At 59.4% G+C, this 13996-nt stretch carries 17 protein-coding genes and 1 pseudogene; 11 read left to right on the forward strand and 7 right to left on the reverse strand.

Annotation, left to right across the window (positions count from 1 at the left end; all coding sequences use genetic code 11):
- The first annotated feature begins 64 nt into the window (after positions 1–64).
- From GE543_RS27095 to GE543_RS08975, 3 genes and pseudogenes are all read left to right on the forward strand, one after another.
- Positions 65–493: pseudogene (locus GE543_RS27095) on the forward strand (hypothetical protein).
- A 129-nt stretch (positions 494–622) separates the two neighbouring features.
- Positions 623–955 (forward strand): DOPA 4,5-dioxygenase family protein, encoded by a 333-nt coding sequence (locus GE543_RS08970; protein ID WP_024649837.1) that lies wholly within the window; start codon positions 623–625, stop codon positions 953–955.
- A 213-nt stretch (positions 956–1168) separates the two neighbouring features.
- Positions 1169–1993: an alpha/beta fold hydrolase gene (locus GE543_RS08975; protein ID WP_153221244.1), complete on the forward strand. Its 825-nt coding sequence runs from the start codon at positions 1169–1171 to the stop codon at positions 1991–1993.
- A gap of 266 nt (positions 1994–2259) precedes the next feature.
- Here GE543_RS08975 and GE543_RS08980 read toward each other — a convergent pair whose 3' ends face one another.
- The 3 genes from GE543_RS08980 to trpB all read right to left on the reverse strand — a co-directional run bounded on the left by GE543_RS08980 (position 2260) and on the right by trpB (position 4951).
- Complete coding sequence (locus GE543_RS08980) at positions 2260–2790, reverse strand: anti-virulence regulator CigR family protein (protein WP_153221245.1); 531 nt, start codon at positions 2788–2790, stop codon at positions 2260–2262.
- Positions 2791–2915: 125 nt separating this feature from the next.
- Complete coding sequence (gene trpA, locus GE543_RS08985) at positions 2916–3725, reverse strand: tryptophan synthase subunit alpha (RefSeq protein WP_153221246.1); 810 nt, start codon at positions 3723–3725, stop codon at positions 2916–2918.
- On the reverse strand, positions 3722–4951 hold the full coding sequence (gene trpB / locus GE543_RS08990; protein WP_003318458.1) for a tryptophan synthase subunit beta: 1230 nt from the start codon (positions 4949–4951) through the stop codon (positions 3722–3724). Before trpB ends, trpA begins: the two co-directional genes overlap by 4 nt.
- Positions 4952–5030: 79 nt before the next feature.
- Here trpB and GE543_RS08995 point away from each other — a divergent pair, with 79 nt between their 5' ends.
- Positions 5031–5987, forward strand: a complete 957-nt coding sequence (locus GE543_RS08995; protein ID WP_153221247.1) for a LysR family transcriptional regulator — start codon at positions 5031–5033, stop codon at positions 5985–5987.
- On the opposite strand, the gene GE543_RS09000 is transcribed toward GE543_RS08995, so the two are convergent.
- Positions 5988–6314 carry a YqjD family protein gene (locus tag GE543_RS09000; RefSeq protein WP_003318456.1) on the reverse strand — a complete coding sequence of 109 codons (327 nt, stop codon included), beginning with the start codon at positions 6312–6314 and terminating at the stop codon, positions 5988–5990.
- A gap of 165 nt (positions 6315–6479) precedes the next feature.
- Here GE543_RS09000 and GE543_RS09005 point away from each other — a divergent pair, with 165 nt between their 5' ends.
- Together GE543_RS09005 and GE543_RS09010 are read left to right on the forward strand one after the other, a co-directional pair.
- Positions 6480–6695, forward strand: a complete 216-nt coding sequence (locus GE543_RS09005; RefSeq protein WP_003318455.1) for a dodecin — start codon at positions 6480–6482, stop codon at positions 6693–6695.
- 145 nt (positions 6696–6840) lie between these two features.
- Positions 6841–7068 (forward strand): DUF1161 domain-containing protein, encoded by a 228-nt coding sequence (locus GE543_RS09010; protein WP_153221248.1) that lies wholly within the window; start codon positions 6841–6843, stop codon positions 7066–7068.
- A gap of 136 nt (positions 7069–7204) precedes the next feature.
- On the opposite strand, the gene GE543_RS09015 is transcribed toward GE543_RS09010, so the two are convergent.
- Positions 7205–8206 carry an LLM class flavin-dependent oxidoreductase gene (locus GE543_RS09015; RefSeq protein ID WP_153221249.1) on the reverse strand — a complete coding sequence of 334 codons (1002 nt, stop codon included), beginning with the start codon at positions 8204–8206 and terminating at the stop codon, positions 7205–7207.
- Positions 8207–8418: 212 nt separating this feature from the next.
- Between GE543_RS09015 and GE543_RS09020 the strand changes: the two genes are divergently transcribed.
- Both GE543_RS09020 and GE543_RS09025 read left to right on the forward strand, forming a co-directional pair.
- Positions 8419–8850 carry an OsmC family protein gene (locus GE543_RS09020; protein ID WP_029571825.1) on the forward strand — a complete coding sequence of 144 codons (432 nt, stop codon included), beginning with the start codon at positions 8419–8421 and terminating at the stop codon, positions 8848–8850.
- 118 nt (positions 8851–8968) lie between these two features.
- Positions 8969–9202 (forward strand): DUF1161 domain-containing protein, encoded by a 234-nt coding sequence (locus GE543_RS09025; RefSeq protein WP_153221250.1) that lies wholly within the window; start codon positions 8969–8971, stop codon positions 9200–9202.
- Here the strand turns inward: GE543_RS09025 and GE543_RS09030 are convergent, their stop codons facing one another.
- Positions 9203–9568, reverse strand: a complete 366-nt coding sequence (locus GE543_RS09030; RefSeq protein ID WP_004408777.1) for a hypothetical protein — start codon at positions 9566–9568, stop codon at positions 9203–9205.
- A 159-nt stretch (positions 9569–9727) separates the two neighbouring features.
- Here GE543_RS09030 and GE543_RS09035 point away from each other — a divergent pair, with 159 nt between their 5' ends.
- Complete coding sequence (locus GE543_RS09035; RefSeq protein ID WP_153221252.1) at positions 9728–10783, forward strand: aminopeptidase; 1056 nt, start codon at positions 9728–9730, stop codon at positions 10781–10783.
- 171 nt (positions 10784–10954) lie between these two features.
- Here the strand turns inward: GE543_RS09035 and GE543_RS09040 are convergent, their stop codons facing one another.
- Complete coding sequence (locus GE543_RS09040; protein WP_003401536.1) at positions 10955–11500, reverse strand: gamma carbonic anhydrase family protein; 546 nt, start codon at positions 11498–11500, stop codon at positions 10955–10957.
- Between the two features lie 76 nt (positions 11501–11576).
- Here GE543_RS09040 and prlC point away from each other — a divergent pair, with 76 nt between their 5' ends.
- Complete coding sequence (prlC, locus tag GE543_RS09045; protein WP_153221253.1) at positions 11577–13664, forward strand: oligopeptidase A; 2088 nt, start codon at positions 11577–11579, stop codon at positions 13662–13664.
- Positions 13661–13948 (forward strand): YheV family putative zinc ribbon protein, encoded by a 288-nt coding sequence (locus GE543_RS09050; RefSeq protein ID WP_003340062.1) that lies wholly within the window; start codon positions 13661–13663, stop codon positions 13946–13948. The genes prlC and GE543_RS09050 overlap by 4 nt, the downstream gene beginning before the upstream one ends.
- Positions 13949–13996: the final 48 nt, after the last annotated feature.

Below are 13996 nucleotides of genomic sequence, written 5' to 3' on the forward strand. Positions count from 1 at the left end.
ATGAGCGATGGGTGGGGGATGTCAATTTTCTTAGCAGCCCCCGCTTTGAGCGAAAGGAGATGTTATGAGTCTATGGGATATTTTAGTAGAGGCTACGATTGATTCGATTCATGTATTTTCAACCGAAAAAGAAATTCGCATACACGTGACAAGTCCGTGGCAAGGCAAAAAGCGTTATCAAAATAATTGCTAAGGGTGTCGATGATTTTAGCCTGAATGGTATGAGGGTTTTGAATATTGTCGACCGCGTAAATTTTCTCGATGTCAGTAACGATCAAGAAATCGAAGCTGCACATTGTTTGTTTTTCCTGATGAAAGGACGCGATCCTCAATCAGACGACTTAAACAGCGCTGGCTTTTTACAGAACTGGACCTCGTTCGCACCGGCAAGCTTGTATTGTTTGAGCTCGAGGCTGTCTGCGGTGCAGCGTGTATTTTATTGGCAAAGAGCGTCGTTTTGGAGCCGCTCGATGCTGTGAGATTTCACACGTAAGACGGCTATGAGGCTTTCTCCACCATCATGCAGGACCTACTATCGGTCTACACACGAGAAAAAATGATCAAGGCTGACGACACACCCGCATCAGTCAGGCCTTCAGCCGAGAAAGGAGCCTCTAAAGCAATGCAAGACATCCACGGCTACCACGCTCACATCTATTTCAACGCCCAAACCCTCGATCAGGCGCGAGCGTTGTGCGAAGCCGCGACCGAGAAATTTGCCGTGCAGATGGGGCGCGTCCATCAAAAGCTGGTTGGGCCGCATCCGGACTGGAGTTGTCAGTTGGCGTTCGGGCATGAGCAGTTGGCTGACGTTACGTTGTGGCTCGCGCTGAATCGCGATGGGCTGGTGGTGTTTCTGCATCCTCTGACGGGCGATGAGCTGCGCGACCATACCGATCATGCCATCTGGATGGGCGCGGTCAGGCCTCTGAATTTGAGCTCGCTGGCTGGCTGATAGCCAGCTTCCTGGCCATTTTCCTTCTGCGGTTACTAGCGCATCCATCGTTGAAAAGATCGATGTAAGATAGCTCCGCTGAAAAATGACCGCTAGGTCCGTTACAGCGCAAACTTCCACAAGATGGTCATGCATACGCTTCAACATGATAATTCGCCTGCTACGGGCGGCTTGAATCGAATGCTGAAAGACCAGAATAGAGGATCATCAGAAATGCCGGATCTACTCATCGACGGTAAGACACTTCACTATTCCGACCAAGGCACCGGCCCGGTGGTATTGCTCGGTCACAGCTATCTCTGGGACAAGGCGATGTGGAGTGCGCAGATTGATACGCTGGCCAGCCAGTATCGGGTGATCGTGCCGGATCTGTGGGGTCATGGCGATTCCAGCGGGTTTCCTGAGGGCACTCGCAATCTCGATGACCTGGCGCGGCATGCGCTGGCGCTGCTGGATCATTTGAATATCGAGCGTTGCAGCATCGTCGGGCTGTCGGTTGGCGGTATGTGGGGCGCAATCGCTGCACTGCTCGCGCCAGAGCGCATCACCGGGCTGGTGCTGATGGACACCTATCTGGGCAAAGAGACCGAGGCCAAGAAAGCCTACTATTTTTCGTTGCTCGACAAGCTGGAAGAAGTTGGGAGCTTTCCTGAGCCGCTGCTGGATATTGTCGTACCGATCTTCTTCCGTCCCGGGATTGATCCGCAGTCGCCTGTGTACACGTCGTTTCGTGCAGCGCTTGCTGGCATGAATGCCGAGCAGTTGCGTCAGTCCGTGGTACCGCTGGGAAGAATGATTTTCGGTCGTGATGACCGGCTCGGGTTGATCGAACAGCTGAATGCCGACACCACGCTGGTGATGTGTGGTGATGCAGACATTCCGCGCCCGCCCGAGGAGACGCGTGAAATGGCGAACCTGATCGGCTGCCCTTACGTGCTGGTGCCTGAGGCAGGGCATATCGCCAATCTGGAAAATCCGGATTTTGTGTCAGGGGCGCTGATGACGTTTTTGGCGCGGGTTAACCAGAAGCAGGGTTGAGCTGAGCCGCGCCTTCAGGGACGGATGCAGACCCTCCGGAGCGGCGCTACCACGCTGTAGTGCTCACTTTTATACACAGAGCCGGGAATGCAGCGCTTTCAGGCTTCTGCCCGAAGGGCGTGGGAGCGAAGCGTCGCCCGGTTCGCTTCCACGGCCTTCGGCCAGAATCAAAAGCGGACTTGTGTATAACGATGAGGAATGCCTTGCGTGACGCTCCGTGTCACACGTTTGCGCGTCGCCGCGCATTCAAGGACCTCAGCACCCCATCAATTCAACACACCATCCAGAATCGCGTACACAACCCCCGAACCCACGGCGATCAGCACGACGTCGGTGCCCAGGCGGCGCCATTCGTAGCCGTCATACTGTGGCAGGTATTGCAGCGAGCGGCTGTCCAGGCGTTTGCCGTAACCAGGTGGCAACGGACGGCCCTTGGCGATGTGTACGCCCGGCGGCAGTGGCTGGCCCCGGCCGATGACGTCGCGGTGTTGCTGGAAGGTCTCGCGTACCGGGCCGAAATCCTGCGGTGGGCGGTTGCCGCCGCGGTTGTCCTGATGCGCCTGTCTGCCTGGCGGGTTGGCCGGGCCTTTGTCGGGACCCCTGCCATTGTCATTGCCCGGTCCACGGTCATTGCCACGCTCGTTATGCCCGCCATTGTTCTGCGGCCCCGGCTGTTGAACGCCACGGTTGTCGTCCGGGCCATCACCACGCTGATCAGGTGGTGCAGCTTGCAGCAGCGGACTGGCGCTAATCATCAAGATACCCAGTCCGGTGATAAAACGGTTTGGCAGTTTCATGGTGCTTCCTCGGCTTCACGCGATGCAGCAAAAAGGGGTTCATGACGTTGGTCATGAACCCCTTGTGTCTTGCTACATAGAGCCGCCGCTCAGGCTTTGATTCCTCTGTATCAGAAACTTTACCCTCAGCAACGAGCGCTACGTACGCCCTCGGCCAGTGCCGCGCACAGCGTCAGTACGCCGTCGATGGCGTGCTCCGGCGACTCGGCGCTGGCGATCTTGTCGACGAAGGCCGAGCCCACGACCACGCCGTCTGCCAGACGCGCAATCGCCGCGGCCTGCTCGGGGGTGCGGATACCGAAACCGACGCTGATCGGCAGGTCGGTGTGGCGGCGCAAGCGAGCGATGGCCTCAGTGACGTGCTCGGTGGTGGCCGAGCCAGCACCGGTCACACCGGCAACCGACACGTAGTAGACGAACCCGGAGCTGCGCTCCAGCACACGCGGCAGACGCGCATCGTCGGTGGTCGGCGTGGTCAGACGGATGAAGTCGATGCCGGATGCCTGTGCAGGCGTCGCCAGCTCGGCGTCGTGCTCGGGTGGCAGGTCAACGATGATCAGACCGTCAACGCCTGCTTCTTTTGCCTGCGCCACGAAGGCTTCGACGCCAAAGCGGTGGATCGGGTTGTAGTAACCCATCAGCACAATCGGTGTGGTTTGATCGTCGACACGGAACTCGCTGACCATCTGCAGAGTTTTCTGCAGGGTCTGGCCAGCGTCCAGAGCACGCAGCGTCGCCAGCTGAATCGCCACGCCGTCGGCCATCGGATCGGTGAACGGCATACCCAGCTCGATCACGTCAGCACCTGCAGCAGGCAATCCTTTCAGGACTTTCAGCGACGTGTCGTAGCCAGGGTCACCGGCGGTGATGAAGGTGACCAGCGCCGCACGACCTTCGGTTTTAAGCTGGGCGAAACGATGTTCTAGACGGCTCATACCAGCTGCTCCTGAGTGTGTTCGGCGGCGGCCATGTGGTTCATGACGGTTTGCATGTCTTTGTCACCGCGCCCGGACAGGCACACGACCATCAGGTGGTCATCGCGCAGGTTGGTCGCGCGCTTCATGGCTTCGGCCAGGGCGTGAGCGGTTTCCAGCGCCGGGATGATGCCTTCGAGCAGGCAGCACTGATGGAAAGCGTCCAGCGCTTCATCATCGGTAATGCTGACGTATTCGACGCGCTTCACTTCGTGCAGGAATGCGTGTTCCGGGCCGATGCCTGGATAGTCCAGGCCGGCAGAGATCGAGTGCGCATCGGTGATTTGTCCGTCGCCGTCCTGCAGCAGGTAGGTACGGTTGCCGTGCAGCACGCCCGGTACGCCGCCGTTCAGGCTGGCCGCGTGCTTGTCGGTGCTGACGCCATGACCGCCCGCTTCAACGCCGATGATTTCCACGCTGGCGTCATCCAGGAACGGATGGAACAGGCCCATGGCGTTGGAACCGCCACCGACACAGGCGACCAGGCTGTCCGGCAGGCGACCTTCCTTCTCCAGCATCTGCTCTTTGGTTTCCTTGCCGATGATGGCCTGGAAATCACGGACCATCGCCGGGTAAGGGTGCGGTCCTGCAACGGTGCCGATCAGGTAGAAGGTGTCTTCAACGTTGGTCACCCAGTCACGCAGCGCTTCGTTCATCGCATCTTTCAGGGTGCCGGTGCCGGAAGTGACCGGAACGATTTCAGCGCCCAGCAGCCTCATGCGGAACACGTTGGCCTGCTGACGCTCGATGTCGGTAGCACCCATGTAGATCACACAAGGCAGGCCGAAACGTGCAGCAACGGTAGCAGTGGCAACGCCGTGCATGCCGGCGCCGGTTTCGGCGATCAGGCGTTTTTTGCCCATGCGCTTGGCCAGCAGCACTTGGCCGATGCAGTTGTTGATCTTGTGCGCGCCGGTGTGATTGAGCTCTTCGCGCTTGAAGTAGATCTTCGCGCCGCCGCAGAACTCGGTCAGGCGTTCAGCGAAGTACAGCGGGTTCGGACGGCCCACGTAATCGCGCTGGAAGTAGGCCATTTCCTTGATGAATTCCGGATCTACCTTGGCCGCTTCGTACTCGCGGTTGAGGTCGAGCACCAGCGGCATCAGGGTTTCAGCCACGTAGCGGCCGCCGAATGAGCCGAACAGGCCGTTGGCGTCGGGGCCGCTGCGGAAATTGGTCTGGGTCATGAAGTGCTCCAGTTGCAGTATTGGGCGAATAGGTTGAGCCGTATTGGCAATGGGTCCACTTTAACCAGCGCAAGGCCGGATGAAAACCGATAAGATCGCTGCAACCTGTCAGGAAAACTCACAGATCATGAGCCGCGACCTCCCTCCCCTCAATGCATTGCGCGCCTTCGAAAGCACTGCCCGGCTTGGCAGTGTCAGTCAGGCGGCGGAACAGCTGAACGTCACACATGGCGCTGTCAGTCGCCAATTGAAAGTGCTTGAAGAGCACCTGGGTGTAAGCCTGTTCAGCAAGGACGGACGAGGCTTGAAACTCACAGATGCAGGTATTCGTCTACGCGATGTCAGCGGCGAGGCGTTCGACCGGCTGCGCGGCGTGTGCGCAGAGCTGAGCAAGGGCAGCGCAGATGCGCCGTTCGTGCTGGGGTGCTCGGGCAGCCTGCTGGCGCGCTGGTTTATCCCGCGCTTGAGCCGCCTGAATGCCGAGCTGCCGGACCTGCGTCTGCACTTGTCGGCAGGCGAAGGTGATCTTGACCCGCGTCGGCCAGGGCTTGATGCCCTGCTGATCTTTGCCGAGCCGCCGTGGCCGGCAGACATGCAGGTATTCGAACTGGCAAGCGAGCGGATCGGACCGGTGTTGAGCCCACGCTTCGCGCGATTCGAGCGGCTGTGCGATGCACCTGTCGAGGCGCTGCTGGAAGAATCATTGCTGCAAACCACATCGCGTCCGCAGGCGTGGCCAAGCTGGGCGCAGCAGAACGGTATCGACCCGCAGTCATTGCGTTACGGGCAGGGTTTCGAGCATTTGTATTATTTGCTGGAGGCGGCCGTGGCGGGCCTTGGCATCGCGATTGCGCCGGAACCTCTGGTCATCGATGACCTGAAAGCCGGTCGCCTGGCTGCGCCTTGGGGATTCAGTGAAACCCCGGCGCAGCTGGCGCTTTGGGTACCCAGACGTGCGGCCGATGGACGGGCGCAGCAGCTTGCTCAGTGGTTAAAAAATGAGCTGAAGCGGTCCGGGGAACCGATCAGAAACTGATCAGTTACCGCGCTTGAACAGCATGTAGGCAGCGATCAGGCCGATGGCACCTACCGCAACGCCAGCGGTGGTCCAAGGGTGTTCCTGAGCGTAGTCACGGGTTGCCAGTGCGTTTTCGCGGGTTTTCTCTTTGACGTCTTCGTAGACATCGCTGAGCAGGCTGCGCGAGTGGCTCAGCGCGCTTTCAGCGTTGGCTTTCAGATTCTTCAGAGTCTTGCGCGACTCGTCGGTAGCATCGGCTTTCAGGCCCTCGAGGGACTTCAGGAGGCTCTCGATTTCAGCTTCCATACTCTGCAACGAGGCTTTGCGAAGTGACGTAGTAGCCATGGTGTTTCTCCTGCAATGATGAGTGGGCGTGTTGTTTCGGACTCCGGGCTTTTTGGAAAGTGCGATGGGATTTTTGCAAAGGTCTGAACTTTTGCGCGCCTTCCCCTGACAGAAGCAGGGAGCGCGCGCTATATCGCGTCTTTTTCAGACCTCAGGAGAACTGCCATGTCGGATCATCACACGTACAAGAAAGTTGAAATCGTAGGCTCTTCCACGACCACCATCGAAGACGCCATCAACAATGCCCTGGCTGAAGCCAGCAAAAGCCTCGATCTGATGGAATGGTTCGAAGTGACCGAGACCCGCGGCCATATCGAAAACGGCAAAGTCGCGCACTTCCAGGTGACGTTGAAAGTGGGCTTCCGCATCACCAACAGCTGAGGGTGATCTGAACCTTTCGGCTGGCCCATTGCCATAACTTGCGCTACACGCAGATGTGGCCACGCGTTCGCTGTGTGGGCGTGGGGATTTCAATGGGCGCCTGTTCCAATGGCGTCTTCATTTGGCCGGACGAGAGGGATTACCCATGAAGAAGTTTTTGTTGGCTGTAGGCTTGCTGAGCATTGCAGGCACTGCCCTCGCGGCAGGCAAGCCATGTGAAGAGTTGAAAAGTGAACTCGATGCAAGACTCCAGGCGAAGGGCGTAACGTCCTACACGCTGGAAGTGGTCGAGAAAGGCAGCGCAGAGGCCGGCAAGGAAGTGGTCGGCACCTGCGAAGGCGGCACCAAGGAAATCGTTTACAAGCGCGGTTGATTGCCAACCGGGCTCGGCTCAGGCCGGTTTGCCCGGTTAATCCCGTTTGCAGGTTTCACGAACAGAATCGCCCCGGACTGTCATCCAGTCCGGGGCGATTCTGTTTGTGGCTGCTTTTCCCGATTCGGAAAATCGCTTAGCCGTGTGCGACCTGCGCGAGGATCTCGTATGAGCGCAGTCGATCCTCGTGCTCGTACATGTCGCAGGTGAAGATCAACTCATCAGCGTCGGTCTGCTCGAGCAGCACATCCAGTTTGGCGCGGATCTTGTCCGGGCCACCCACCATCGCCAGCCCGAGGAAGCTTGCTACGGCCTCACGCTCGTGTGGCAACCACAGACCGTCCATCGATTCGACAGGCGGACGCTGCATCAGGCTGTGCCCACGCATCAGCGCCAGAATGCGCTGATAGACCGATGTCGCCAGGTATTCGGCATGCTCGTCCGTGTCGGCTGCCGACAGGGGCACGCCGAGCATTACGTAAGGCTTGTCGAGCACTTCCGATGGCTGGAAGTGATTGCGATACACGCGAATCGCCTCGTGCATGTAACGCGGCGCAAAGTGCGAGGCGAAGGCATACGGCAAGCCGCGCATGCCTGCCAGCTGGGCGCTGAACAGGCTCGAGCCGAGCAGCCAGATCGGCACGTTGGTGTTTGAACCGGGTACGGCGATCACTTTTTGATCAGGCGTGCGCGGGCCCAAATATTCCATCAGCTCGGTGACATCATCCGGAAAATCATCGGCACTGCCGGAGCGCTCGCGGCGCAAGGCACGCGCAGTCATCTGGTCGGAGCCCGGTGCGCGGCCCAGTCCCAGGTCGATGCGACCTGGATACAGGCTGGCCAGGGTGCCGAACTGCTCGGCAATCACCAGCGGCGCGTGGTTAGGCAGCATGATCCCGCCCGCCCCGACACGAATGGTCGACGTGCCGCCTGCCAGGTAGGCGAGCAGCACCGCGGTCGCTGAACTGGCGATGCCGTCCATGTTGTGGTGTTCGGCCACCCAGAAGCGGTTGTAACCGAGCTTTTCGACATGCTGGGCGAGGTTGAGCGAGTTGCGCAGCGATTCGGCGGGCCCTTTGTCATGGCGCACGGGCACCAGATCAAGGGTGGAAATTTTTACATCTGCCAGACGTTTCATAGGCCGGGGGAGCTCCTCGAATTGTGATGGGCCGGCTGCTGGAGCTGCCCACGATGAAACAGCAGTGCGGGCGCAAGTCCGGCTTTTCAATGGGGCAGTGTAGAAAAACCTACTGAAATGGTAGGTCTTTCCGACGGTTGAACTTTCCAGAGCCGTCTATCCTCAGAATGCTGTAACAGCAACGATCCAAATTCATTCCAAAAGGAGCCACTATGAGCATCGTCAAGAAAGCATCCGCCCACTGGGAAGGTGATCTGAAAAGCGGTATCGGCAGCATCTCCACGGAAACCGGCGTGTTGCGCGAAGCACCTTACGGCTTCAAGGCACGTTTTGAAGGCGGCAAAGGCACCAACCCGGAAGAACTGATCGGTGCAGCCCACGCAGGCTGTTTCTCCATGGCCTTGTCCATGATCCTCGGAGACGCAGGCCTCAAGGCTGAAAGCATCGATACTCAGGCTGAGGTGTCGCTGGATCAGGTAGAAGGCGGTTTCGCGATCAGCGCTGTGCATTTGACCCTCAAGGCCAAAGTGCCAGGCGCCACCCAGGATCAGTTCGACGAACTGACCAAAAAGGCCAAAGAAGGCTGCCCTGTTTCCAAGGTACTGAACGCTAAGATCACCCTGGACGCGACATTGCTGAGCTGATTCACAGCCAGCCTTGCGGGGGCGCCTTGTGCGCTCCTGTATCTGCTGTATAAAGCTGGCTTGCTTCATCGGTCATGCGTTGGTTGACGCATGGTTTGATTATGATCAGGAGTCGAGCATGAAACGTTTTATTCTGGCAGCGACCTGCACCCTGCTGGCAACCAGCGCCTTTGCGGCACCGAAGTCCTGCGAAGAGCTCAAGGCTGAAATCGAAGCCAAGATTCAGGCCAACAACGTCACGTCCTACACGCTGGAAATCGTGAGCAACGAAGAAGCCACCGATCCAAGCATGATCGTCGGCAGTTGCGACAACGGTACGAAAAAGATTATCTATCAGCTCAACGGACGCTGATCAGATGCAGTGCACCCCGCCCTCTTCTTCCTCCTCGGCCACCACCTTGCGCTCTGCATCGTAAAGCCAGGCATCGACACTGTTCGCCAGTGAGCGTACCTCCAGCACATAGCGCTGCCCGGCAGCGAAGTGGTCGTAACGAACACTGACGTAACAGGTGATCTCGGTGTACTCATCGCCGATCATCCCCATGCCGCCCGAGCGGTACTCATAGTCATAACGCACCTGCAACTCATGGCTGCCCGGCGTGACCTGAAAGTAGCGCCCGTCGTAAGTGTTCTTGCCATCGAGCTTGTCGCCCATGATCAACTGGCCGGTGATGGTGCGCATGTCGACCCACGCCATGTCCGGATTGACGGCAGGCAAGGGACCGGCGCATCCGGCGAGGGTGGCGAGTACAAGTGCGATCGGCAGTGTCGTGAAGCGCATCATGTGGGTGGTTCCGGATTTTGTGGATTGAGCATAGCCTGCCACACCCGTCCGGCATAACATCACTTTCTCCAAGCCACCAAAGCCCTTCCCTTCATGGCCACACACCCTCTGCCACGCCTTCACCACCTCCTAGCGCTGACGGCCGCCACGCTGCTTGCCGGCTGCTCCAGCGTTTCCTACTACGGCCAGTTGGCTCAAGGGCAGTGGCAGTTGCTGCAGGCGCGCGAGCCGGTGGAGAAGATCGTGGCTGATCCGACTCGGGATGCGGGTTTGCGCGAGCATCTGGCCCGGTCGCAGTTGGCGCGCACGTTTGCCAGTGAGCATTTGCATCTGCCGGACAACAAGAGTTACCGCCTGTATGCGGATCTGGGCCGCCCTTATGTGGTGTGGAATGTGTTCGCGACGGATGAGTTCTCGCTGGAGCCGGTCACGCATTGTTTTCCGATTGCCGGGTGTGTCGCGTATCGCGGTTATTACAGCCCTGGCGGGGCGCGTGGCGAGGCGGCGTTGCAGCGGCAGGCGGGCAAGGATGTGTATTTGAGTGGCGTGGAAGCCTATTCGACGCTGGGTTGGTTCAATGATCCGATTCTCAGTTCGATGATGGGCTGGGGTGACGAGCGTCTGGCCACGCTGATTTTTCATGAATTGGCGCATCAGCGTTTTTACGTGAAGGACGACACGGAGTTCAACGAGTCCTACGCCAGTTTCGTCGAGCAGGAAGGTACGCGGCAATGGCGTGCGGCGCGGGGATTACCGCCGGAGAGTGTTTCGCAGTCGGCGCGGCGTGATCAGTTTACCCGGTTGGTGCTCGACACCCGGGAGCGACTCAAGGCGCTTTATCGTCAGCCGCTGTCGGCCGAGGTGATGCGCGCGCGCAAGGCTGAAGCATTCGAGCGGATGCGCCGTGACTACCGCGCGTTGCGGGATGAGCAGTGGGCTGGCGACAAGCGTTTCGATGCCTGGATCAACAGCCCGATGAACAACGCCAAGCTGCTGCCTTTTGGTCTTTACGATCAATGGGTGCCAGCGTTCGAGGCGTTGTTCAGGCAGGTGAATGGCGACTGGCAGGCGTTTTATCGCGCTGTGGAGACGTTGGGCGCGATGCCGGTCGAGGCGCGCAAGGCGGCGCTGCGGGCGTTGATGCCTTGAAGCTCCTGTGGGAGCGAGCTTGCTCGCGAAGAGGTCGGTACAGCGCCCACACAAAGGGCGTTTGAACCGCGGTCTGCGCGAACAAGCGAAGCGTCGCCCCGGCTCGCTCCTACGGCCTTCGGCCAGAATTGAAGGCCGATTGAGTGCAGAGCGCAGTATTAATAGCGGGCCTCAACCCTTATCAAACCCCTCAGCCAGGTGCTGATCCTTGAGCTTCACGTAATTAGTCGCGCTGTACGGGAAGAAGGCGATTTCCTTTTCGGTGAGTGCGCGCACCTGTTTGACCGGGCGACCGACGTACAGAAAGCCGCTTTCCAGCACTTTGCCCGGCGGCACCAGGCTGCCGGCGCCGATGATCACTTCGTCTTCGACGACCGCGCCATCCATGATGGTGGTGCCCATGCCGACCAGGATGCGATTGCCGATTGTGCAGCCGTGCAGCATGGCCTTGTGGCCGATGGTCACTTCATCGCCGATCAGCAGCGGAAAACCGTCCGGGTTGAAGGGGCCGGCGTGGGTGATGTGCAGCACGCTGCCGTCCTGCACGCTGGTGCGGGCGCCGATGCGGATGCGGTGCATGTCGCCGCGCACCACGGTCAGCGGCCAGACGGAGCTGTCGGCGCCGATTTCGACGTCACCGATTACCACCGCTGAATGATCGACAAAGGCCCGTTCGCCGAGGGCTGGGGTGTGCTCCTGAAACTTGCGAATGGCCACGATAGGCTCCTTCTTTGGCAGTGATAGGCGTGTAGAGCGGGTTTGGTTGCTGCGGTCGGCGTCGATTGTAATTAAGATGGCTGAGTGTTTCTTCAAGGCAAGGTGCAAAACCGTGAGCGCGAACAACCCTCTTCTGCAATCGTACGACCTGCCACCCTTTTCGGCGATTCGTGCCGAGCATGTCAAACCTGCTATCGAACAGATCCTGGCGGATAACCGTGCCGCGATTGCCGACATCCTCGCCAAACAGGGTTCGACACCGACCTGGGCCGGGCTGGTGCTGACCATGGACGAGCTGAACGACCGCCTGGGCGCTGCCTGGAGCCCCGTCAGCCACCTCAATGCCGTGTGCAACAGCGCCGAACTGCGCGAAGCGTATGAATCGTGCCTGCCGGCCTTGAGTGCCTACTCCACCGAGATGGGCCAGAACCGCGCGCTGTTCCAGGCCTATGAAGCCCTGGCCAATGGCCCCGAGGCCGCCAGTTTCGACGTTGGCCAGAAGACCATTCTGGAGCAATCGCTGCGTGACTTCCGCCTGTCCGGTATCGATCTGCCGCCCGAGCAGCAGAAGCGCTATGCCGAAGTGCAGAGCAAGCTGTCGGAGCTGGGCAGCCAGTTTTCCAACCAATTGCTCGATGCCACTCAGGCCTGGACCAAGCTGGTCGCCGATGAGTCCGCCCTCGCCGGCCTGACCGATTCTGCCAAACAGCAGATGGCCGCCGCGGCCAAGGCCAAGGATTTGGAAGGCTATCTGATCACGCTAGAATTCCCGAGCTACTACGCGGTGATGACCTACGCCGAAGACCGCGCACTGCGCGAAGAAGTCTATGCGGCATATGCCACCCGCGCGTCGGACCAAGGCCCGAACGCGGGCAAGAACGACAACACGCCGGTCATGGAGCAGATCCTCGACCTGCGTCAGGAACTCGCGCAATTGCTCGGCTATGCCAACTACGCCGAGCTGAGCCTGGCGACCAAGATGGCCGAGTCCAGCGATCAGGTGCTGAGCTTCCTGCGTGATCTGGCCAAGCGCAGCAAGCCTTTTGCTGCCCAGGATCTGGAGCAGCTCAAGGCTTATGCCGCCGAACAGGGCTGCCCGGATCTGCAAAGCTGGGACAGCGGTTTCTACGGCGAGAAGCTGCGTGAGCAGCGCTACAGCGTTTCCCAGGAAATCCTGCGTGCCTACTTCCCTGTCGATAAGGTGCTCGGCGGCCTGTTCACCATCGTTCAGCGCCTGTATGGCATCGAGATTGCCGAGCAGAAAGGCTTCGACACCTGGCATCCGGATGTTCGTCTGTTCGAGATCAAGGAAAACGGCCAGCACGTCGGGCGCTTCTTCTTCGATCTGTACGCCCGCGCCAACAAGCGTGGTGGTGCCTGGATGGACGGTGCGCGTGACCGTCGCCGTACGGCGCAAGGCACGTTGCAAAGCCCGGTGGCCAATCTGGTGTGCAACTTCACACCTGCTGTTGCCGGCAAGCCTGCGCTGCTGACCCACGACGAAGTGACCACGCTGTTCCACGAATTCGGTCATGGCCTGCATCACCTGCTGACCCGCGTCGAGCATGCCGGTGTATCCGGTATCAACGGCGTGGCCTGGGACGCCGTCGAGTTGCCGAGCCAGTTCATGGAAAACTGGTGCTGGGAGCCTGAAGGCCTGGCGCTGATTTCCGGTCATTACGAAACCGGCGAGCCACTGCCGCAGGATCTGCTGGAGAAGATGCTCGCTGCCAAGAACTTTCAGTCCGGCCTGATGATGGTGCGTCAGCTGGAGTTCTCGATGTTCGATTTCGAGCTGCACGCCACTCACGGTGACGGCCGCAGCGTGCTTGAAGTTCTGGAAGGCGTTCGTGATGAAGTCTCGGTGATGCGTCCGCCTGCCTACAACCGTTTCCCGAACAGCTTCGCGCACATCTTCGCAGGCGGTTACGCCGCCGGCTATTACAGCTACAAGTGGGCTGAAGTGCTGTCCGCCGATGCGTTCTCGAAATTCGAGGAAGATGGCGTGCTCAACGCTGAAACCGGACGCGCCTTCCGCGAAGCCATTCTGGCCCGTGGCGGTTCGCAGGCACCGATGGTGCTGTTCGTCGACTTCCGCGGACGCGAGCCGTCGATTGACGCATTGTTGCGCCACAGTGGCTTGAGTGAGGACGCGGCAGCATGACCGATACACCGGTAGTCATTACCAAGAAACGCTTTATCGCCGGGGCGGTGTGCCCGGCGTGCAGCGAGCCTGACAAACTGATGATGTGGAACGAAAACGACGTGCCGCATCGCGAGTGCGTGAGTTGCGGCTACAGCGATACGCTCAACGAGCAGGGTATTTCGATACCGAAGGAGTTGGGTACGCGGGTCAACAAGGCGGTGGTCAAACCGGCGGATCCGAAGGTGCAGGGTGTGCAGTTCTTCCCGAATCCGAAGTTGAAGAAGCCGGTTGATCTGGGGTGACTTTAATACGAGCCAATGTGTTCAGGGGCGCACAAGCGCCCCTCTTCT

It is taken from the genome of Pseudomonas sp. SZ57, assembly GCF_009495975.1.
Lineage (GTDB): Bacteria > Pseudomonadota > Gammaproteobacteria > Pseudomonadales > Pseudomonadaceae > Aquipseudomonas > Aquipseudomonas syringae.